At 60.0% G+C, this 20,212-nt stretch carries 18 protein-coding genes and 1 pseudogene; 5 read left to right on the plus strand and 14 right to left on the minus strand.

From position 1 onward, the window contains the following. The first annotated feature begins 67 nt into the window (after positions 1 to 67). The 3 genes from AC1DUP_RS34285 to AC1DUP_RS34295 all read left to right on the plus strand — a co-directional run bounded on the left by AC1DUP_RS34285 (position 68) and on the right by AC1DUP_RS34295 (position 3,274). On the plus strand, positions 68 to 367 hold the full coding sequence (locus AC1DUP_RS34285) for a hypothetical protein (protein WP_477836963.1): 300 nt from the start codon (positions 68 to 70) through the stop codon (positions 365 to 367). 126 nt (positions 368 to 493) lie between these two features. After that, positions 494 to 2,239 carry a hypothetical protein gene (locus AC1DUP_RS34290; protein ID WP_477836965.1) on the plus strand — a complete coding sequence of 582 codons (1,746 nt, stop codon included), beginning with the start codon at positions 494 to 496 and terminating at the stop codon, positions 2,237 to 2,239. Positions 2,240 to 2,491: 252 nt separating this feature from the next. After that, the gene (locus tag AC1DUP_RS34295) at positions 2,492 to 3,274 is read left to right on the plus strand and encodes a DUF481 domain-containing protein (protein WP_113311916.1); all 783 of its coding nucleotides are present in this window, start codon (positions 2,492 to 2,494) and stop codon (positions 3,272 to 3,274) included. Between the two features lie 41 nt (positions 3,275 to 3,315). Here the strand turns inward: AC1DUP_RS34295 and AC1DUP_RS34300 are convergent, their stop codons facing one another. Then, positions 3,316 to 4,332: an HAD family hydrolase gene (locus AC1DUP_RS34300; RefSeq protein ID WP_477836967.1), complete on the minus strand. Its 1,017-nt coding sequence runs from the start codon at positions 4,330 to 4,332 to the stop codon at positions 3,316 to 3,318. After that, positions 4,307 to 5,341, minus strand: coding sequence for a formylglycine-generating enzyme family protein (locus AC1DUP_RS34305; protein WP_477836969.1), 1,035 nt, complete (start codon positions 5,339 to 5,341; stop codon positions 4,307 to 4,309). Before AC1DUP_RS34305 ends, AC1DUP_RS34300 begins: the two co-directional genes overlap by 26 nt. Before the next feature lie 231 nt (positions 5,342 to 5,572). Between AC1DUP_RS34305 and AC1DUP_RS34310 the strand changes: the two genes are divergently transcribed. Beyond that, the gene (locus AC1DUP_RS34310) at positions 5,573 to 6,328 is read left to right on the plus strand and encodes a transporter (RefSeq protein ID WP_477836998.1); all 756 of its coding nucleotides are present in this window, start codon (positions 5,573 to 5,575) and stop codon (positions 6,326 to 6,328) included. 36 nt (positions 6,329 to 6,364) lie between these two features. Here AC1DUP_RS34310 and AC1DUP_RS34315 read toward each other — a convergent pair whose 3' ends face one another. The 11 genes and pseudogenes from AC1DUP_RS34315 to AC1DUP_RS34365 form a co-directional block, all read right to left on the minus strand. Next, positions 6,365 to 7,663: a hypothetical protein gene (locus tag AC1DUP_RS34315; protein ID WP_477836971.1), complete on the minus strand. Its 1,299-nt coding sequence runs from the start codon at positions 7,661 to 7,663 to the stop codon at positions 6,365 to 6,367. Continuing rightward, the gene (locus tag AC1DUP_RS34320; RefSeq protein WP_477836973.1) at positions 7,660 to 9,216 is read right to left on the minus strand and encodes a VWA domain-containing protein; all 1,557 of its coding nucleotides are present in this window, start codon (positions 9,214 to 9,216) and stop codon (positions 7,660 to 7,662) included. Before AC1DUP_RS34320 ends, AC1DUP_RS34315 begins: the two co-directional genes overlap by 4 nt. Beyond that, positions 9,213 to 10,202: a VWA domain-containing protein gene (locus AC1DUP_RS34325; RefSeq protein ID WP_115034141.1), complete on the minus strand. Its 990-nt coding sequence runs from the start codon at positions 10,200 to 10,202 to the stop codon at positions 9,213 to 9,215. The genes AC1DUP_RS34320 and AC1DUP_RS34325 overlap by 4 nt, the downstream gene beginning before the upstream one ends. Next, positions 10,189 to 10,701, minus strand: a complete 513-nt coding sequence (locus tag AC1DUP_RS34330) for a DUF4381 domain-containing protein (RefSeq protein WP_477836975.1) — start codon at positions 10,699 to 10,701, stop codon at positions 10,189 to 10,191. Before AC1DUP_RS34330 ends, AC1DUP_RS34325 begins: the two co-directional genes overlap by 14 nt. Continuing rightward, positions 10,701 to 11,654: a DUF58 domain-containing protein gene (locus AC1DUP_RS34335; protein WP_477836977.1), complete on the minus strand. Its 954-nt coding sequence runs from the start codon at positions 11,652 to 11,654 to the stop codon at positions 10,701 to 10,703. Before AC1DUP_RS34335 ends, AC1DUP_RS34330 begins: the two co-directional genes overlap by 1 nt. Further along, complete coding sequence (locus AC1DUP_RS34340) at positions 11,651 to 12,628, minus strand: AAA family ATPase (RefSeq protein ID WP_113299913.1); 978 nt, start codon at positions 12,626 to 12,628, stop codon at positions 11,651 to 11,653. Before AC1DUP_RS34340 ends, AC1DUP_RS34335 begins: the two co-directional genes overlap by 4 nt. 71 nt (positions 12,629 to 12,699) lie before the next feature. Beyond that, positions 12,700 to 14,333: pseudogene (locus AC1DUP_RS34345) on the minus strand (arylsulfatase). Positions 14,334 to 14,517: 184 nt separating this feature from the next. After that, positions 14,518 to 15,729: an alpha/beta hydrolase gene (locus tag AC1DUP_RS34350; RefSeq protein WP_113299911.1), complete on the minus strand. Its 1,212-nt coding sequence runs from the start codon at positions 15,727 to 15,729 to the stop codon at positions 14,518 to 14,520. A 131-nt stretch (positions 15,730 to 15,860) separates the two neighbouring features. Beyond that, positions 15,861 to 16,964, minus strand: coding sequence for a glycosyltransferase family 2 protein (locus tag AC1DUP_RS34355; protein ID WP_477836980.1), 1,104 nt, complete (start codon positions 16,962 to 16,964; stop codon positions 15,861 to 15,863). 67 nt (positions 16,965 to 17,031) lie between these two features. Continuing rightward, entirely contained in the window at positions 17,032 to 17,943 is a 912-nt protein-coding gene (locus tag AC1DUP_RS34360; protein WP_477836982.1) for a glycosyltransferase family 8 protein, read from the minus strand. Then, positions 17,936 to 18,121: a hypothetical protein gene (locus AC1DUP_RS34365; protein WP_162747205.1), complete on the minus strand. Its 186-nt coding sequence runs from the start codon at positions 18,119 to 18,121 to the stop codon at positions 17,936 to 17,938. Before AC1DUP_RS34365 ends, AC1DUP_RS34360 begins: the two co-directional genes overlap by 8 nt. 105 nt (positions 18,122 to 18,226) lie before the next feature. On the opposite strand from AC1DUP_RS34365, the gene AC1DUP_RS34370 reads away from it, so the two are divergent. Further along, positions 18,227 to 18,523 carry a hypothetical protein gene (locus AC1DUP_RS34370; RefSeq protein ID WP_477836984.1) on the plus strand — a complete coding sequence of 99 codons (297 nt, stop codon included), beginning with the start codon at positions 18,227 to 18,229 and terminating at the stop codon, positions 18,521 to 18,523. Positions 18,524 to 18,552: 29 nt separating this feature from the next. Here AC1DUP_RS34370 and AC1DUP_RS34375 read toward each other — a convergent pair whose 3' ends face one another. After that, entirely contained in the window at positions 18,553 to 20,004 is a 1,452-nt protein-coding gene (locus tag AC1DUP_RS34375) for a hypothetical protein (protein ID WP_113299907.1), read from the minus strand. Positions 20,005 to 20,212: the final 208 nt, after the last annotated feature.

Consider the following 20,212-nt stretch of genomic DNA (forward strand, 5'->3'; position numbering starts at 1 on the left):
GGTAACGTACTTCCATCTTCCACCTGTCACTTCATAGTCGGCTGGATCAGCAGGAGGCCGAAATTCCATGGGTGGGAAAGGAGGCATTAACAGCAACACTACCGAAACCGCACAGCACGGGCTGTGGCGGCTCATGCTGAAATTGCCTGMAATGCGCGGCAGACTGCAGCTTCTCGCATCGAAATCCCGCTCGCTTAACGATCTCTTCGAGGCTTATGAGGAAGCGTGCCTTGCCCTGGAACGCCTCATGCGGCAGCCCGGGGACGAGCATTGTGCGATGGTCGTCGAGTACGAGACCATCTGTGCCGAAATCGAATCCGACATCATCCAATATGTCCTGGAGCACCGCCCGAGCGTGCCGGATTGAGGCGCAGACTCGCGTTAAAATCGATCGTCCGCTGGTTTTGTTAGCATTTTCAGTTGCAACCTGTTGCTGTCTCGGCGATAAACATCTCTGTTATACTTTAGCCTAATCAGCGCGTACGGGGCGATCATGGGTGCTGAAGTAGTCGAGACCAGGGCATGCGAAGTATCGTTGCCGGAGGCCAGGGCGGAACTCGAACGAATTCTGTCCGATCCGAGATTCCACGCCACGGAACGGCAACGGGCCATTCTCAGATATCTTGCGGAAAGGCGTTTCGCCGGCTGTGAGGAGGGGGTCAAAGCCTATTCCATCGCACTTGATGTTCTCGGGCGAGCGAGCAATTTCGATGCGTCGAACGATCCGATCGTGCGCATCGAGGTGAGCCGGCTGCGTTCGTCGGTCGAGAACTATTATGAAGCCTTCGGTGCCGAGCGGGATGTGACGATCCACATCCCCAAAGGTACTTATGTGACGCTTTTCCCTCGCTCGCACGTGCCCTACGAGGATGACGAGGAAGAGGTGGCGCTGGAAAGCGATCTGCCCGAGACGCCTGATGATCTTCCTGTTTCCCCGGCTGCGGAGGGCCCCGCTTCCGCTTCCGCTTCCGCTTCTGCCTGGCTCCTGATGATCCATACGGGAATGGCGCTGCTGCTCTGCGCGGCGATCGCTGCCGGTGTCGTTTTCTACGCTTCAAAGCCGTCCCTGACAGTACGCCCTTCGGTCGCTCTTTCCATGGACGCGGTTGACACCAGGATGCAAGGAGAGGCCAGCCAGACGCGCGACATGCTGCTGACGGCGCTGACCCAGTTCCAGACGCTGACGGTGGCGAAGGCTGGTTACGCCGGCGTGCGAACCCAGAAAGTTGCAGGGCGGGCCTATGAAATCGACATGAAATACTACGGCGACGGCGATATCAGGAGCGTCTGGTGGCAGATCGTCGACAGCCAGTCCAGCGACGTCCTGAAATCGGGGCTCGAAACGATCGCCATCGACGGAAAGAGTCCGGCAGCGATCCGCCAGGAGATCGTCGATGTTCTTGCTCGCCGCTTTGGCGCGGCGCGTGGGGCGATCAACAATATTGAAACGCATGCCAGCAGTACCGAGTCGCTCGGAAACGCCTGCGTGCTGCGCGCCGAATATCAGGTCGATGATGGCGGATCGGACAATATGACCGCAGTGCGTTCCTGCCTCGAGCGGACGCTCGTCGTCGATCCGAATAATTCCGACGCCAAAGCGCTGCTTGCTCGTGTCCTTATCGCGGAGGAAACAGGGGCCGGAGATGCCGTGGTGCGTGCCCGCGCTCTTGATCTGGCGAACCGCGCGGTTTCGATCGCCCCCATGTCCGATCGTGCCTATGTGGCGCTGATGATGACGCAATTCGCCGACGGGCGCATCGATGCGGCCCTGCAGGCCGGAAATCGGGCGATCTCGCTCAATCCGAGCAATCCGGATGCGGCGGCAAAGCTTGCCTCGGTGCTGTTTTCAGCCGGTTACTTCGAAGCCGGCGTCGCCATGGCGCAGGATGCGGGACGGGCCGTGGATATCGTACCGCGCGACGCCATGCTTGTTCTTGCCCTGGATGCCTATCGTCGCGGCGAGTGGTCGGAGGCTTCTCTGCTTGCCGAACAGGTCAATTGCACCGACTTCGTCGTGCGTGCCTTGCGGGCGGCAGCACTCGGTCAGCTTGGGTCCGATCAGGCAAAACAGCGGCTTGCCGATGTGCGGGGCCGGGATCCGGATTTCGAGCGCACCTTGAGGCGCAAGCTGGAGGCAAGACGCTTGCAGCCGGTGCTGTCCGCAGAGATCCAGGATGGCCTTACCAAGGCTGGGGCCGTGTTCGCATTCAACGACGTGACCGGAGCTGTGAGCCCATAGATGGGACTAGATGCTCGCTCCTGCTGTCTGCAGAGTTCGTCAATAAACCGGTCGGCTGGTGGGATGAGAAAATTCGAAGCGCCTTTCCTCTCGGCTTCCATGGCAAAGGCGGCGCAAATTCCGAAAACGATAGGCCCGTTTACGGCATCATTTACGGTGCGGTTTACCGTAACGTACTTCCGTCTAAAGCCGGAGATGTATCCTATCGTTACAGGGGCAATTTAACTTTGTGGGTCATCAGAGAGATATTGGATGCGAACCACCATGCTATTGCTTTCCGCGGTCGTTCTGGCCGCTCCCGCAGTCGTGCAGGCTGCGGATATTGCTCCCGTTCTCGCTCCGCAGCCGAGGCCTGCAGATCCCGATAAATGGACCTTTTCGATATCGCCCTATTTCTGGGCAGCCGGGATCACGGGCGACACCGGCGTTTTCGGCCTTCCGGAGGTTCATGTCGACGAGAGTTTCGGCGATATTCTCTCGGATATCGATTTCGGCTTCATGGCAGCGGGCGATGCCCGTTATGACCGTTTCAGCATCGTGACCGATATTATCTATGCCCGCATAACAACGGACTCGGCCACGCCGCGCGGCGTATTCGCCGACGAGGTCGACCTCAAAACGGAAACCTTCACGGCGATGATCGGTGCGGGTTACTCGGTGATTGACGAGCCCCAGGGTCGCCTCGATGTGATCGGCGGCGTGAAGATCTGGTATACCGAAACGACGATCTCCTTTTCCGGCGGCCCGCTGGGCGGCGTGTCGGGCACTGACGATGCCACCTGGGTCGATGCCATGGCCGGTGTCAGAGGGATGTATTCTATTACGCCTTCGGTCTATCTGACCGGGTGGGGTCTGATCGGCGCCGGCGGTGCCGATCTCGACTGGGATGTCATGGCGGCAATCGGCTACAAATGGAACGACGCCATTTCCGCCGTTGCCGGCTATCGTGCTCTCGGCGTGAACTATAGTAACGATACCTTGACCAACGATATCGTCGAGCATGGCCCGATCCTGGGCGTCGTCTTTCATTTCTGAGATTGTGTGAGGGCGCTCGCGGCAATCGCGCGAGTGCTTCTTCACTGTTCGAAGGCGAAGATCTTTTTCCAGTCGTTTTTCATGTCGACCACCAGCCAATTGCGGCGCTCGGCCTCGTTGAGCGCCTTGTCCAGCTTTCCGAAGGCCGAATCCCGATCATAGGCATATTCGCGCTCGGCATCCGTATGATGGACCAGCATCGCGAAGCCTGGACCTTTGGCCGCTGTCGTCCAGCGCATCATTTCGTAGTCGCCATCCGAATTGCCGGCGACGAAGATCGGCCTGAGGCCGATGAACTTGTTGATGCCGACGGGCTTGCCGGGGCCGTCGTCGATGAAATCGATTTTCGGCAGCCGTCTGAGAACCGGAACGTCGCCGACAAGATCGTATTCCGTTGCAATCGTGCTGCCGACGACCTGTTCGGGTGGGATGCCGTAGATCTGTTCCGTCACCGGACGCATAAACTCTACGCCGCCGCCCGAGACGATATAGGTCCGGAAGCCGTTGGCGCGCAGATAGTCCAGCAGTTCGCGCATCGGCAGGTAGGTCATCTCGGTATAGGGCTTGCCGGTCTTCGGATGTTTTGATGAGGCGAACCAGTCGGTGACGATCTTGCTGAATTCGTCGGTGGTCATGCCGGCATGCGTTGCCATCATGAGTTCCACCATGCCCTTCTCGCCGCCCTTGGCGATGCCTTTCAGGTCGCCATCGAGAACGCTCTTGAAGGGTTCCCTGGTCTTCCATTCGGGATGCTGCGGCGCGAGCGTCTTGACCCGATCGAGGATAAAGCCGAGCTGGGCATAGAAGGGTTGCTCGGACCAGAGCGTGCCGTCATTGTCGAAAACGGCGATGCGGTCGGCCGGCGCGACATAGCCCTCTCCGCCTTCGGTGACGGTTGCCTTGACGAAATCCATGATGCGGGTTTTGGCAGTCGTATCGTTCCATGAGGGCAGGGGTTCCTGCGCGAGGGCCGGGCTCCATACGGCCGCGATCAGAAGAATGAGTGCGACGGCGAGGGAGGCGAGGCAGGCATCAATGGCTTGAGTGGATCGTCTCATGAACATTCTCCTGCGACGTGGGCTCCTGGGACGCGGGCTCTTGGAACGCTGGTGCTCTCCTGATGCAGCGGAAACCGAGATGGCTCGTCGAGGTATCCTCCGGCTCGGCATGGCGGGCGGCCGGGCGATAGCGGCGGCAGTAGTTCGGTGCGCAAAGATGAGAGCCGCCCTTCAGCACACGGCGCGGAATACGGATATTGGGCTGGCGAGGGTCGTAACTTGTCTCCACGCCGCCGCCGCGCGGATTATCCGGAATGCAGCAGGCCTTTGCCGATGGTTCGGGGTGGCGATCGGACCAGTAATCCGTAGTCCATTCCCAGACATTGCCGATCATGTCGTAGAGGCCGTAGCCGTTCGGCGGGAAGCTGCGTACGGGAGAGGTCCGTTCGTGGCCTTTCGGTTTCGTGGACTTCACCGGGAAAGTACCCTGCCAAGTGTTAGCCATGGGAGCGCCGCCGGGCATCAGTTCGTTACCCCAGGCAAATTCCGCATCGTCGAGGCCACCGCAGGCCGCAAGCTCCCATTCCGCTTCGGTCGGCAGCTCAAGGCCCGCCCAATCCGCATAGGCCTTGGCATCGCACCAGGCCACGTGCACGACGGGATGGTCGAGCTTGCCTCGCAGATCGCTCAATCCGCCGAGCGGCCGGCGCCAGTTCGCACCGAATTTGAAGGTCCACCACTGCGTGATGTCAGGCCCGCTGACGGTCTTCGGCTGGAAGAAGAGCAGCGATCCCGCACGCAACATCTCGGGTTTGGCGCCGGGGTAATCCTTGGGATCTGGCGTCTTTTCAGCGAAGGTGACATAGCCGGTCGCCTTGACGAATTCCGTGAACCTGCGGTTCGTGACCGGGATCTCATCGATCCAGAAGCCATCGACCTTCACGGGATGGGCAGGCGCCTCCTCCGGATAGTGATCGTTCGATCCCATCGTAAAGGTCCGGCCAGGAATCCAGATCATGCCTTCAGGGGCCGCGTTCGAGGCATGTGCGTCTTCGAATGCCAGTGCCATCGTCGTCTCCGGAGTGTCGGCTGGGAGCTTCGCGCGTAAGCGAAGGAGACGGAAGTACGTTACGGTAAACGCATTCGAGTGCTGCGTAACGGTGGGCGTAAATTTACCGTAACGTACTTGTTTGCCAGGTCGAGCCTCTGTCTTCTCGTGTCTCACGGGTATCGGAGGGATATGATGAGCCGGTTCAGGTTCGCGTCTTGCCTGCTGGCGCTTTTGCCAGGGCTCTTCGGCATGATCGACGCCGCAGCCGCGCAGGACTCCAACAGCGATCTTGCCAAGAAGCTCAGCAATCCGGTCGCCTCGCTGATCAGCGTTCCCTTCCAGTTCAATTACGACCGCGGTTTCGGCCCGGAGGACGGCAATCGCGAGACGCTCAATATCCAGCCTGTCATTCCGTTTTCGATCAACGAAGACTGGAACGTCATATCGCGCACCATTCTTCCGGTGATCTGGCAGAATGATATTGCTGGCTCCTCCGGTCATCAGTTCGGCATCGGCGATATCACGCAGAGCTTCTTCTTCTCCCCCAAGCAGCCTGGACCTGGTGGACTCATCTGGGGTGTCGGCCCGGTCTTTCTTCTTCCGACGGCGACGGACGAATTACTGGGCAGCGGCAAATGGGGTGCAGGGCCGACGGCCGTGCTGCTCAAGCAGGACGGTCCCTGGACCTATGGCATCCTTGCCAATCACATCTGGTCCTTTGCGGGCCAGAGCGACAGAGCGGATGTAAGCTCGACCTTCCTGCAGCCTTTCCTCTCCTATACCACGAAAGATGCCTGGACCTTCACGCTCAACACGGAAAGCACCTATGACTGGGAAGCCAACCAGTGGTCCGTGCCGATCAATCTGCAGGCTTCGAAACTCCTGAAATTTGGACAGCAGCCGGTCAGCCTTTCCGCCGGCGTTCGCTACTGGGCCGATGCGCCCGATAACGGTGCCGAAGGTTGGGCCTTTCGCGCGGGCATGACATTCCTGTTTCCGAAATAGGCCTGTTTCCGAAAATAGAGGCCGGGTGCAGCGCTGTCAGGCAGGGTCTGTTCCGTCAGCCGCGACCGGATTGAGGGGCGGCAGGCTCGATCGCTTTTTCTCGTCGATCACAGGGCCATGCCGGGCAAGGGCTGCTGCGATTGCCGCCCGGTCTACCTTCAGCCCCACCTGTGCTCCAAAGAGCTTGCGTTCCAAAATATCGGCCTGCTGTTTGAGGACGGGGGAACCCTCCTTTGCCAGCCAATCAGCGATGGTTCGGTATCCGAGCTCTGAGGCCCAAGCCTGTAGAGCCGCATAGACGGCGGTTTCGTTTCCGGCCTCGATGGTCTGCGTTATTTGGCGAAGCCTGTAGGAATGGGAATTGTGCCAGAGATCCCGGCGTTTCGAGCGCCATGCCGCAAACCGGGGTGCGAGCCAGCGGACAATGAAAACGGCGGCCGCAAGTGCCGTGGCGATTGCGGCGATGAGCCAGATGCTGCCCTGGCGCGATGAGCTGCCCGCTTCTTCCGAGAGCTGCGGCGCGATTGCCTCTTTAACGGATGCGGGACTGACCGAAACTTTCACGTCAGGAAGTGCTGCTGTTTTTTCCGCTTTGCTGTCCACGTCAAACCAGGGATAGGAAACCGCCGGTATGTCGAATGTCCCGGCAGCGGCGGCGGTATAGACGATGGTTTCGGTGCGCCGGCTGGCCGTTTCCCTGTTGATGTCTATGCCGTCCTCGATCTTCGGCGGCTTCACATATTGCTGCAGGCCGGATGCGTGGCCGAGCTCAACCGGCGGGATCATCATCGCCTGTGTGTCCAGGGCCGTGATGGCGATGATGCGGGAAAGCGCATCGCCTGCCTTCAGCTTGGACGGGTCGCGATCGAAGGATTGTTCGATCGTCAAGCCATCGGCGGCAAATACTGGCTGGCCGGGAAGGGAGCTGCCGCCAACTTTGAACGAAATGCCTGGGATGGTGATGGTTGCCTTTGTCGGCTTTCCTCCCACCGAATAGCCGAGTTCGATCGGGATATCCGGCAGGGTATAGGGGCCAGACGCTTCCGGCACGACCGCATAGCTGCGGCGGATGCCGGAATATTGCACGCCGTCGATTGTCTGGGTCAGATTGAAGCCGCGCTCGTCCGGCAGGGTGACCATGGCATTCGGAACGGCGAATAGGGGAAACTGCGGCGGCGAGATGAAGAAGTCCGGCACAAAGACATCGACCGTCAGGCGCAGCTGTTGCCCCGGCACGATGTCACCGTTCCCCTCGATTGCCGCGCGGGCGAATGGTTCGGCAGCCAATGCGTTTCCCAAGATGAACAGCCAAAGCAACAGGGCTGACCGGATCATGGTTTGCCCCCTTTCGCTTCCATCGCGAATTTGCGCGCCATCAGGTCGGCCGGGCTGACCTGGATATTCTTCATCCACATTTCCGAGGTCTGCTCGGCAATGCTGATCTGCCCTTCCTTGCCTTGCTTTCCCTTGTCGTCGAACTGGACGCTGTCGGGCTTTTCATTCGGCTCCTGCGGTTGCTCCTGTTCTTTCTCCTGCTGCTCCTTCAAAAGCCTTTCGGCGATCACGAGATCGGCTTGAGCCTCCGGCCAGTCCTTCCGTCTTTCGGTTGCTTTCCGATAGGCCGCGACAGCTTCCTCGAACTTGCCGAGATGCAGGAGGGTGTTTCCCTGATTGTACCAGCTTTCAGCCGTATCGACGGCAGCGAAGGCATCAAGCGCATCCTCAAAATGCCCGGTCCTGTAAAGCGCTACGCCCTTCCACATGGGATCCTGGAAATGGCCGCCGGCCCCCTCGAAGTCGGCCCGTTCAAAAGCCAGTCGCCCTTGCTGATCCGGCGTCAGCCATAGATCCATGAAGTCAGCCGCCTCGGCCGGGGACGGCGTCAGCAGCCGGATGGCGAGAAGCATGGCGCCGACCTTGACCACCCAGCCGCGCCGGAAGGAGAGAGCAAGCAGCAAGGCGACCGGAGCGACCAGCCACCAGCCGGCATCGCGCCAACGATTGCCTTCTGAGGTTTCTGCATCCGCAAAATTCGTGCTGATGCGCTGGATGATCCAGCGGACGTCGGTATCGTCATTGGTGATCGTGGCGACATCGGCCCCGGTTGCCGACTTCACCTGCTTCAGGGCCTCGACATCGAGTTTAGGCAGGAGGCGCCCGCCGCCGGCATTGGTCAGGAAATTGCCGTCGGCCGTCTTGACCGGCCCACCCTCGGCGGTGCCGATACCGAGAATAACCACCCCGTTGGCATTCGTGGCCTTCAGTGCGTCGAGCCCGGCCGGTTCGATACCATCCGTCAGGAAAAGGATCGTGCCGACCATCCCCTCCGTCTTGAAGAGGCTGTTCGAAAGTGCAAGCGCGCCTGACGTGTTCTTGCCGGGCTCTGGCATGATGCGTGTCGCCAGCGCATCCGAATAGCTTTCTATAAGGGATGCATCTTCCGTCAGCGGCACGACGAGATGGGCGGTGCCGGCATAGGCGACGATTGCGGTTTTTGCTCCGGGCCGCGCTGTCAGGATATCCCGGATCTTGAGTTTTGCGCGTTCGATGCGGCTGGGGCTGATATCGATCGCATCCATGGTCGGCGAAAGATCGATGGCGATGACAAGGGGCGCTGTATCCTCGACAAAGGGGGGTGCCTCGTGCTGCCATGCCGGGCCTGCTGCGGCAATAGTGCCCAAAGCCAGCAGGCCGGCGAGCAGCCATGATGGATTGATCCGGCCGTGGCGGTTTGCCTCGACGATCAGCTTGTCGAGCAGATGCGGCGCGATCATGCCCTTCCAGCGGTCGCGAATATCGTCCGAGCGGGCCGCAAACCAGAGAATAACGAGCGGAACGAGCAGGGCGAGTAACCACCATGGCCGCAGAAAGTGCAGGTCGGTGATCATGCCGCTGCCCTCCGGCGGATCAGACCGAGAGAGCCCGCGAGGAAATAATAGAGGGCGAGAATGACGATCGCCGCGCCGAGCGGCCAATGGAACAGTTCGATACGCGGACGCCAGGACAGCATTTTCTGGTCTTCCGGCGTGATCTGGTCGAGAACGTCGTATATGGTCGCGAGCTGGCTCTGGTCACCGCCGAAGAAATAGCGGCCGCCGGTATCGGCGGCGATCTTCTGGAGTGTCCTTGTATCCAGCTTGTCCTCGCCCATGGCGGCCGGGTCACCGATGCCGATTGCATGGATGACGATGTCATTCTTTCCGGCGATCTCTGCCGCCTTCAACGGCGGCATCTTGCTGGCCGTATCGTTGCCGTCGGTGAGCAGGATCAGCACCTTTTCGGGGGCGGTTGTCTTTTCGAACATTCTGAGCGCCAGGCCGATCGAATCTCCAAGCGATGTTCGCGGACCTGCGATGCCGGGCAGCAGTCCGTTGATCATCAGTCGGACGAGGTCGTGATCCATGGTGAAAGGTGCCAGCGGGTAGGGCGCATCGCCGAAGGCGATCAGACCAAGCCGGTCACTGGGTCGTTTCGTCACGAAATCGGCGACCACGGTTCGCACGGCGTCGACGCGCGCTCCCAGACTGCCGTCAGGCAATGGAAAATCACGCGTTTCCATGGATTGCGACAGGTCGAGGGCCAGCAGGATATCACGTTGCGGTTCCACCTTTTCGAGCGGCGGCTCGACGAATTGCGGCCGGGCAAGCGCGAGAACGACGAAGCACCAGGCAAGACCTTCGGCAAGGCTCTGATGCCATGTCCGTTTTGGCACTACGGAACCTTCCGTCGGCTGAACCCCTGCCGCATGAGCCACTTGATCGAAAAAGGGCAGGCGGATCGATGCCGACGTTTCCCTGTGCGCCGGCAGCAGCCACCAGACCAGCAGGGGGAGCGGAAGCAGTAGAAGCAGCCATGCATGCTCAAGCTGGTACATGGTGCCCCCTGATCCACCGTCTCGATTTGAGGACGAGCTGGTCGGCAACATCATCAGGAAGTGCCGCAATGGCGGCGTCATCGCGATATTCGAGATCATCGAGGAGGCGGCTAAATGCATTATCCGCTCCGCGGCTGTTCAGACGCCGTGCCCATGCGTGACCGGTAAGGGATGCGACATCGCTCCTTGGTGATGCCGCGAGCGCAGTGCGCTTCAGCAGTTCCGTCAGTTCGTGGACGCCCTTTTCGCGATAGATCGGGTTGCGGATGTCTGCCGCGATGCCGTCAAGCAATCGCAGCGCTTCCCGCCGGTAGGCATTGCGGCGATATCGTCTCAGCCAGACAAGCAAAGCTGAGAGCAACAGGATGCCGAGCAAAGTGGCGAGTGCTGCCCAGCCCCAGGTTTGCGGCAGCCAGGACACTGGCGGCGGAACCGCGATGTCATGCAAAGAGCGTAGCGCCGTCTCGGTGATGGGATCGAGCTGAATTTTCGGCTCCATCATCGCCTCCGTTGCCGCCAGGTGGATTGTTCGAGCAGGCGGCGAAGCTGTGGAGCAGTCTCCTCTGCCGTAGAGACAGGCAGCATGGGAAGGCCGAGTTCGCGCTGCCAGGCCATCAATTCGCGGCCGCGGTTGCGGGCAAAAGTATCGATGGATTTGCGGACGCCTGCCTCGCTCAGGGACAGTTCCGCCTGCAATCCGCCGCCGCTCACAACGATATTGGCGGCTTTGGGAAGCTCCAAAAGGAAAGGGTCGTAGATCAGCAGGCAGATCACGTCGTTGCGGGCCGAGAGCGCCAGCATCAGATTGCGCGTCGTTTCCCCATGCCCATCAAAATCGCTGATGACGACGACAAGGTGATCGTGATGGGCGATTGCGGCCACGCGCTGCAGTACCGTGTCCAGAGAGGCGGGGGAGGGTATGTCGGTGAACCGCGAATTCAGGGTCTGGTTCTTGGAGGCGATCCTGTCGGCAAGCGCGATGACGGCGTTGCGGCTGCGATATGGCTTGACCTCTTCGATGTCGCCATCGCCAAAGATGAAGCCGCCGACCCGATCGCCCGAGCCGAGAATGCGCCAGGCGCAGAGTATGGCGGCCTCGGCGGCGGTGACGGATTTCATGGCGCGACGGCTGCCGAAGAACATGTTGATCCGCTGGTCGACCACGAGGATCGCCGGCCGCTCCTTCTCCTCGCCATAAATGCGCACGACCGGTTTGTTCGTGCGGGCCGTCACGCGCCAATCGATGGAGCGGATATCGTCACCCGGCAGATATTCCCGCAATTCCTCGAAGATCAGGCCGCGGCCGCGCAGCGCCGATTGCATGCGGCCGGCAAGCTGCTGGTGGCTTTTCGCCTTCTGGATAAAGGTCAGGTTGCGGGCGCGGCCCTCGAGAGCGACGAGCTGTTCCGTCGTGACATGAACACCATCGCTGCTTTTGGCCGCCGCACTCATGAAACCGCAACCAGTTCGGTGATGCGGTCGATCACCTGATTGGCGCTCGTATCGGCCGCATGCGCCTCGTAGGAGAGGATGAGGCGGTGGCGGAAGACATCGTTGACGATGGCCTTCACGTCGTCAGGGGTCACATAATCGCGGCCCTTCAGCCATGCATAGGCGCGCGAAACCTTGTCGAGGCCGATGACGCCACGCGGGCTGACGCCGACCTGCAGGAGCTTCGCCAGATCCTTGTCGTAACGATCCGGATAACGCGTCGCGAAGACGAGAGCGACGATATATTTCTCGACCGGTTCGGAGACCGTCACCGCGCCGATTTCCGTGCGGGCGTCGAAGACGGCCTGCGGGTTCAGGCGCTCGGTGGCTGGCGCGGAGCCCTTGTTGTGGGCGGCGTTCTCCTCGTCTCGGTTGAGCCGCATGATCGCGGCTTCCGATTGTTCGTCCGGATAGCCGACCTCGACATGCATGAGGAAACGGTCGAGCTGCGCTTCCGGCAGGGGATAAGTGCCTTCCTGCTCGATCGGGTTTTGCGTCGCCATGACCATGAAGAGATCAGGCAGCGGATAGCTTTTGCCGCCGACGGTGACCTGCCGTTCCTCCATTGCCTCCAGCAGGGCCGATTGCACCTTGGCGGGCGCGCGGTTGATCTCGTCGGCGAGGATGAGATTGGCGAAGATCGGTCCCTGCTGGAACTTGAACTCGCCCTTGCCGCCTTCGGAGAAGTAAACCTCCGATCCCGTGATATCGGCGGGCAGCAGGTCCGGGGTGAACTGGACGCGAGAAAGCTCTGAATCGAGGTTTTTCGCCAGGCTCTTGATTGCGCGCGTCTTGGCGAGGCCCGGCAGGCCCTCGACCAGCAGATGGCCATTGGCAAGGAGCCCGAGCAGCAAACGCTCGACCATCGTCTCCTGACCGATGATCGATTGGCCGATGCGCTTGCCGAGATCGAGAATATCGTCACGTGCCGTCATGTGCGCTCCGCGGAGTTCGAATTGCAGGCGCGATAGGATTCGCCGCGCCTGTGATCTTTCGACAGGTGGCGCTATTGGGCGCCACTTGGGCTTTGCTCGAGCGACCGCATCAGCGCCTCGACCATCTGGTCGACGCTGAAGCTTGCTGAGCGCTGGCTCGGGGGAATTCGCGAAAAGTCTGGAGGAACGGCGCTACCCGCCAGACACCGTACTGAATGAGGTAGGCGTTCTTGGCCAGCCAGTCGTAATACTGGTCGGAGACGACATCCGCGCGCTCGTACGGATCCATCCTGAGATTGAAGACCTTTGGTGCGCGCAGGCAAACGAAGGGGTTGGCCCATACCACGAAGCCGCCTGGCTCCCGCTGTTCGCAGAAGACGATCTTCCAGTCGTTGTAGCGATAGGCGACGAGCTGTCCTTCATCGTTGAAGTAGTAGAAATCGTGGCGGTCCGATTTCTGTTCCTGACCCGTCAGATATGGCAACTGGTTATAGCCGTCGAGATGGACCTTGAACTGGTTGCCGCCGATCGTCGTGCCTTTCGCGAGCTTGTCCTTGATGTCGGGATTGCCGGCCGCCGCAAGCAGCGTCGGGAACCAGTCCAGGCCGGACATCATCTGGTTGGATACTTCGCCGGGCTTGATGTGTCCTGGCCAGCGAACCAGGGCGGGGACACGGAACGCACCTTCCCAGTTGGTATCCTTCTCGCTGCGGAACGCCGTAGTGGCGGCATCGGGCCAGGACCATTGGTTGGGGCCGTTGTCGGTCGTGTATACCACGATCGTGTTGTCGGCGATGCCGAGATCGTCGAGGGCTTTCAAGAGCTTGCCGACATCGCCGTCGTGCTCGATCATGCCATCCGCATATTCGTTGCCGGGCATGCCGCTCTGGCCCTGCATCGATTCACGCACATGCGTGAAGGCATGCATGCGGGTGGTATTCATCCAGGTGAAGAAGGGTTTGCCCGCCTTGGCCTGCCTGTCCATGAAATCGATCGCCGCTGCGGTCGTCTCGTCGTCGATGGTTTCCATGCGTTTCGTGTTGAGTGCGCCGGTATCCTCGATCTTGCCGTCTGCCGTCGCTTTCAAAACGCCGCGCGGCGAATTCGTGCGCACGAATTCCTGATCGTCCTTCGGATAATAGGGACGTTCCGGCTCTTCTTCGGCATTCAGGTGATAAAGGTTGCCGTAGAACTCGTCGAAACCGTGCTTGATCGGCAGGAATTCGTCGCGGTCGCCGAGATGGTTCTTGCCGAACTGGCCCGTCGTATAACCGAGCGGCTTAAGAGCCTGGGCAATGGTAATGTCTCGCGACTGCAGGCCGACTGTCGCGCCGGGAATCCCGACCTTGCAAAGCCCGGTGCGCAGGCAGACCTGGCCGGTGATGAAGGTAGAGCGGCCCGCCGTGCAGCTGTTCTCGGCATAATAATCCGTGAACATCAGTCCTTCCTTGGCGATACGGTCTATGTTGGGCGTGCGGTAACCCGTGACGCCGAAGGAATAGGCGCTGATATTGGTCTGGCCGACGTCGTCGCCGAAGATGACGAGGATGTTCGGCTTGTCGGGTGTTTCGGGAGAAGCTGGCGCTGCCGGTGCGGTAGGGGCTGCCTCTTGTGCGTAGGCCATCGAAACGAGGGGAGCTGCGGCGAGGCTCATTGCGACTGCCGCGGTTGCCGAAAGAAGTCTCCTGGAGAAGCTGGTGGCCATCACATCTTCCCCTTCGCACGGTCGTTCAACATTACGCTCTCCCTGGTGTTGGGCAGGGCAGAGCCTGCCACAACTGGATCGTCGCCATTCGACCGGGAGAGACTTCTACTTTGAGGCTATTTGCGGAAGTACGTTACCGTAAATGCCGCTGTTGCGAGATGTAACGGCTGCGTAAATCACGCCGTTACTGTGTCAGCGGTTTGGATTGCGGATCGCCGCGCAATGTATCCTCGACCTCCACCGGCTTTGCAGCGACCGGCGGACGTTGGGCGATTGCCAGCGGGGCGGCGACGGCGGTACCGGCGACCTTGCCCACTGTTTGAACTGTGCCGCCGACAACGGCGGCGACGCCTTCGCCGAGGGTGATATTGGAATCCGTCAGCGGCTGACCGGTCATCAACCGTTGGCCGATCAGCTGGACGATCTCGGGGCTTTCGGCAAACTTGCCATGGTTGAGCTTGTCGCCGGTGTCGACCTTTGTCAGATCGATGGCGGTAATGCCGGCCTCTTCCAGCCTGCTGCGATAGGGCTCCTTGGATGGGTCGATTGCGCCGAGCCGTGAAACTTTGCCGGTGATGAAGCTCGATACCGCCAGAGCCCGATCATCCTGCGACACGAAGATCGTGAATTTCGGATGTGGCGTGCCCATTTCCACGAACTGCTTGGCGAAGACCTGTATGTCGATGTCAGGCGAGGCAAGAATGACGTCGCGGATCTTGGGATTCACATGTCCGTCGCGAATGCCCATCTGGCGCAGGGATTCCATTGCAAGCCAGGTTCCCATGGAATGGGCAAGGATGGTGATATCCTTGACGCTCGGATCCTGCGCGAGGATCCGCAGGGCCTGTTCGAGTGCGGTGCGCGAATAGTTCGTGCTTTCCTTGTCATACTCATAGGCTGTCAGCTGTGCACGCGAAGGCCAGGTGAAGAGGACCGGCGTGGCCTTCATGCCGCTGTCATGGACGATCTGGGCCAGCCGGAATACGGAATCCTCGTATGTATTGTTGAAGCCATGCACGAAGACGAGCGCGTGACCGTCCACGAGATGCTGCTTGAACCAGGCGCGTCCCTCCGTCCGCGTCTCGAGTTGCTCGACCCGCGTGACAGCGAAATCGGTCGCCGGGTTCGGTGGCAGCCGTTCGGGCCATTGAACGGTGCCGGCCGCACGTTTCGGCGGAATGGAAATGGCAATGTCCGTCAGGTAGGGCTTGGGACTGCGCTCGCCATTGAAAAGCGTCGCAGCGTCGCCGGACGGCTGGCGTGTGGTGGCCACCAGCATGTCCACCTGCGATGTCTTCGGCGTGCCGGCTGTGAGAGCGACAGGGGTCATTACCCCGGTAGGATGGCCGCAGCCTGCAAGTACGCAGAGCCCTGCGAGGAGAATGCGTCTCAGCATAATCGCTTCCTGGTTTCACCAGAATGGTACCATAGGCCGCATGATCGTGTGGGGAAGTAAGTTACCGTAAACGCGGATGTTAATACAGGCGTTTACGGTATGCTTCCGTTTATTGGTTGTCCTCCGAAGCATCAGCGCGAAGGTGTTGCATCGCCCGAGATGATGGCCCCTCTTTGCGCCGGAGAAGACGCTTTCTCAGGAGCGGGCGAGCTCTTCTGCTGTACCTCGGCATCGGATGCGCTGTGCCAGAGTTGCCAGCCCTCGCCCTGTATAAGGCCGTTGTCGGAGAGATCCTTCCAGTGGCGATAGGTGCCGGTGCCGGTATAGACGAAGTTGCGGGCATCTTCGGGAGAAGAGTACATCGTGTATTCGGCAGTATGCTCCGAACGGTTGGCGGGATCGGCGACCTTGTGAAGGAAGCTCGACAGAAACTTGAAGTGCAGGAGGGCACTGGTGATGCCCACGGCACCGCGCATTTCGCCGAGATTGAGGGAGAGCGGCCAGACCTGATGCGAGGATTTGAGATAAAGGCGCTCGCCGGATACGTAGATCAACGGGATCTTGTTGAGTGCTGGGCCATCCCAGGTGCGGCCGCGGAAATAGACACGGCCGCGCACGCCGCCCTTGATCCAGATGGTGCGGCTGTTCTTGTCGAAATGCGATTCATAGCCTGAGCAGTCGAAGAGGCTGCATACGTCGAGCGGGTTGCGGCCGGGCTCGCAGATATTTTCGCTGACGGGATCGCGGCTGTACATGTCGATCATGACGGAGCGCAGCGAGCGGGCGCCGACGGATTCCATATAGGCGGTCAGCTGGCTGATCGAGCGCGTGTCGCAATGCGGATAGACGAGAAACTCATCCGCATCGACATAGAGAACCCATTTTTCCTGGCAATGGCGGTTCATGACCGCGTTGATCCAGTCATTGCCAAAGCGTGCCGCCTTGTAGGAACCGGTGGCCGAGAGCAGCGAAACATCCTCCATGCCGGACAGGCGTTCGACGGTCCCGTCGCCCGAACCGTTGTCGATGCAGATGAAGTGCTCGACGCCGAGATCGCGATAATATTGCAGGAAGAACTCCATCCGGTGTCCTTCGTCGCGGATCACGCAGACCAGGACATGGCGGGCCTGCTTCAAGCTGTCGCGCAGCCCGCCATAGCCGACCTGGCCGGCCTTCAACGAACGGCGCAGCCGAGCCTTGGCATAGTGCGAGATGCTGGTCGTCAAAGCGCTCATTTCTGCTCCTGAACATTCGCGCCGGCCTTAAGGACCGGCTCTGCCTGCAGGGATCGGACCGACTTCGTCAGACGACATAGTCGCCGGCGAGCAGCGTCTGGACACGCGGATTGGGCGTCTCGTTCTGCAGGGCATGTCTCATGCGCTCGCGCATCGAGCGATACTTGTAGACCACCTTGCGGTCGAAGCTGATGCCCCGGTAGAGCGCGTTGTAGGCAGGGTGCGTCCTGCGCAAATCGATGTAGACTTGGCTTTCGGTATCGCTCCACGGGAAGAACGTGCCGTGCCAGGGTTTGGGGTGCGCCATATAGTGGACGATGGCGAGCGAGGACATGTCTACCAGATGCAGGAACTGCTTGGGGAAGTTCCAGCGGTTCGATACCAGGATGAGCGAGGAGCCGCAGACATAGTTCAACGCGCCCTGATCGTGCTTGCCGTCGCAAGCGTCCGGGTTCGTGGCAAAGAGCTGCAGCGCTTCCGGACCGATCCAGCCGTCTCGGTGGAATTTCAAAACGCCGGCATTGAAGTAACTGCTGTCCTTGCCGTTCAGCAGCAGGCCGTGGATGGAGGTGTAATCGCGCGCTGCGAAGAACTTTCCAGGGGGCGCGAATGCATTTTCAAGATCGGCAAGGCTGCTGACGATCTGCGTGTCGCCATCCAGATAGATGATCTGGGTATAATTCTCAGGCAGGATCTGGGCGAGCACGAGCTTGGCCATGGTGCTGACGCTGATGCGGCCCATGAAATGCGAACCATCGAGCGCGCCGAGGGATTCGTGTAGCGCTTCCGTTGCGTCCATCAGCTTGACGCCGCTCAGGGCCAGCAGGCTCTTCAACTCCTCGAAATTGTCGAGATGCTCCGATATGAGGACACAGATATCGGTCTCAGGACTTGCAAACTTTCGAGCCTGCAGCGCTGAAAGAATAGTCGGAAAGGAATATTCGACATCCGTAACGTAGGCCACGCACTGATTACTCATGGTACAATCCTTCTCGTAGTTCTTCGCCGGGAAGTGTCTTTATTGATTCTGTTGCAAGTTTTTCTTTGTCGAGGTGCTGTCCTGTACTTGTTGCGATCAGGAAATCGCGCATCCGGCGGGGAACCAATGGCGTCTCACCGGCGTTTTGATCGCGGCGGATTGTGAGAAAATTAACCATTACTATCGCTCCACTACCAAAACGTAGGTGTTGTGGATTTGTCCCTGTAATGTGAAGATCGGCACGGGGCGCATGTGGGACGATAGAAAGGGATAAGACATCGCAATGCTGAACGGCACGATCATTGTGATACTGATTTCGCTCGCAGCCGGAGCGGCCATTCGCGCCTGGGCCTTCGCCATTTTCGCGATCGTCATCGCTCTTGGTTTCGGTATCGTGGCCCATCAAAGTGCCTCGCTGCTTGAAGCAGCACTTTACGGTCTCGGCATCCTCATGCTGATGCAAGTCTGCTACGTGACGGGCGTCTTCGTGGCCGGCTTCTGGCGCCGCAGTCGCAAGCCGTCCAAGGATAGTGCGATCGCCGATCCGGCGCCCGTGCCGAGCAAGCAGCGGCAAAGCTGACATCACCGGCATTTTTTCTGCCCCACACTTCATCGCGATGAAAATACCGGCGTGCTCATCAGAGATGCCGGTGTCCTCTGCAGACGGGTCATGCGGTTCGGTTGCGCGTAGGGCACGGTCAAGCAACCGCTTGCAAGCCCGGCCGTAATACTGAAAAGCAGGCCGAGGTCGGTACTGCTTCCGGAAATCGTCGCCGAGGCGATCTGCGCGACCGAGGCGAAAACGGCGGCCATGCCAATCGCCCGGTTTTCACGGCTCACCAGCTTGCTGCGAGCAGCAGCCGTCAGGAGGCTGTAGAGGAAGAGCACGAAGAGAATTGTGCCGGTGATGCCGACGTTGGACAAAAGTGCGGCTGCGAAACTCGATGCGCGAACAGTGCCGAGGCCCGCCCCGAAGGTGGCCGTCTCTACGAAAGAGATGAGCGCCAGTGTGTTCCAGGCGGTGCGCTCCTCGCCGGATTGCGATTCGAGCTTGTTGGCCAGGGTGATGTTCGCCAAATCGCCGACGGCGTCCCAGACGCTTGGGATCAGGGCGACAGCCATGATCACGCAGGGCACCATGAGCAGAGTGATCAAGAGGAAGGTCGCATAGGGACGTGTCGCCTGGCCGCTCAAAAGACGCTTGAGACTGAACAGGATCGCGACGCAGATCATGAAGAGGCCGGCGACATAAGCAGTCGTCGAGGTGCAGAGGATCAGGGTCAGACCGATCGATACCGTTGCAAAGCCGGTGAAGCGGCTCGGGAAGCGCTCAAGCCAGAGGATGAGCGTGAAGCTGAAAAACACCAAAGCCGCGGCGCCATAGGCGCTTGCTTCCGGGAAGGAGCCGACGATGCGTTTGAATCCGCCGATCACCTCCGCTGTGTGCATCGTATAGTTAGCGTTGCGCATGAAATCGAGCAGGTCGGGCTGGCCTATCGTGAACGTTGCAATATCGAGCAGGGCAAAACCCAGGCAGACGAGCGCCGTGACGATGAGTTGGCGGGCGATGAAGCGTCCATGCCCCAACCGGGCAAGGCCGCAGACGATGGCGAAGCAGACGAGGTCGCCGAGCAGGTAGACGGACTGCGTGAGATTCGAGGAACCCGGCGCCAGCGGCGATGCCATGATCGACATCAAGCCAGAACTGCTGCGTGCGGAGGAGTAAACCAGCGTCGCGCCGGCGAAAATGCGCGGCAGGAAAAAGGCCGATATGGCGGAAAACAAAACATAGGCCGCAAACCAGAAGCCAGGGCCGGGATAAGCCATGCTCGTCAGGGCCGCCTGTTTTTGGCGCGGACGTAATAGCACACCGATCGTGACGAAGAGCAGCAGGAGGTGGCTCGGCTGAATGCTGCTGCCGCCGAGTGCGGGAAGCTGGAAGGCTGCGGCTGCACCGAGCAGCGTGGAGATGCAGAGCGCAGTGATCGCAAAGCGGGATCCATAATAGACGAGCGCCAGGCCGAGCAGGAAGACGAGGAAGCCGATCGGTTCAATTGTCATGCTGCAACCTCCGAACCGGATCGAAGATTCTCTGCGGTTACGCCACGCAGGCCCTGCGTGCGGCACGAAAAGACGGCAAATGCAGACATGAACTCAACCCCGACGCTAACAGGCATATTCCTACCGTGGTCTCCTGGAGCATTTCCATTTTCTCCGAGTCGCGGAAATGCTCTATCTCTTTGTTTTCACGCAATACCGGACGCAAAAT

Source organism: Rhizobium sp. 01L419 (assembly GCF_056400025.1).

Coding starts and splice junctions, on each gene's coding strand:
- AC1DUP_RS34305 (WP_477836969.1), bottom strand. CDS start 5,341: ATGGCACTGGCATTCGAAGACGCACATGCCTCGAACGCGGCCCCTGAA.
- AC1DUP_RS34355 (WP_477836980.1), bottom strand. CDS start 16,964: ATGAGCGCTTTGACGACCAGCATCTCGCACTATGCCAAGGCTCGGCTG.
- AC1DUP_RS34335 (WP_477836977.1), bottom strand. CDS start 11,654: ATGAGTGCGGCGGCCAAAAGCAGCGATGGTGTTCATGTCACGACGGAA.
- AC1DUP_RS34310 (WP_477836998.1), top strand. CDS start 5,573: ATGATCGACGCCGCAGCCGCGCAGGACTCCAACAGCGATCTTGCCAAG.
- AC1DUP_RS34330 (WP_477836975.1), bottom strand. CDS start 10,701: ATGGAGCCGAAAATTCAGCTCGATCCCATCACCGAGACGGCGCTACGC.
- AC1DUP_RS34360 (WP_477836982.1), bottom strand. CDS start 17,943: ATGAGTAATCAGTGCGTGGCCTACGTTACGGATGTCGAATATTCCTTT.
- AC1DUP_RS34325 (WP_115034141.1), bottom strand. CDS start 10,202: ATGTACCAGCTTGAGCATGCATGGCTGCTTCTACTGCTTCCGCTCCCC.
- AC1DUP_RS34340 (WP_113299913.1), bottom strand. CDS start 12,628: ATGACGGCACGTGACGATATTCTCGATCTCGGCAAGCGCATCGGCCAA.
- AC1DUP_RS34315 (WP_477836971.1), bottom strand. CDS start 7,663: ATGATCCGGTCAGCCCTGTTGCTTTGGCTGTTCATCTTGGGAAACGCA.
- AC1DUP_RS34365 (WP_162747205.1), bottom strand. CDS start 18,121: ATGGTTAATTTTCTCACAATCCGCCGCGATCAAAACGCCGGTGAGACG.
- AC1DUP_RS34350 (WP_113299911.1), bottom strand. CDS start 15,729: ATGCTGAGACGCATTCTCCTCGCAGGGCTCTGCGTACTTGCAGGCTGC.
- AC1DUP_RS34320 (WP_477836973.1), bottom strand. CDS start 9,216: ATGATCACCGACCTGCACTTTCTGCGGCCATGGTGGTTACTCGCCCTG.
- AC1DUP_RS34295 (WP_113311916.1), top strand. CDS start 2,492: ATGCGAACCACCATGCTATTGCTTTCCGCGGTCGTTCTGGCCGCTCCC.
- AC1DUP_RS34300 (WP_477836967.1), bottom strand. CDS start 4,332: ATGAGACGATCCACTCAAGCCATTGATGCCTGCCTCGCCTCCCTCGCC.
- AC1DUP_RS34370 (WP_477836984.1), top strand. CDS start 18,227: ATGCTGAACGGCACGATCATTGTGATACTGATTTCGCTCGCAGCCGGA.
- AC1DUP_RS34290 (WP_477836965.1), top strand. CDS start 494: ATGGGTGCTGAAGTAGTCGAGACCAGGGCATGCGAAGTATCGTTGCCG.
- AC1DUP_RS34375 (WP_113299907.1), bottom strand. CDS start 20,004: ATGACAATTGAACCGATCGGCTTCCTCGTCTTCCTGCTCGGCCTGGCG.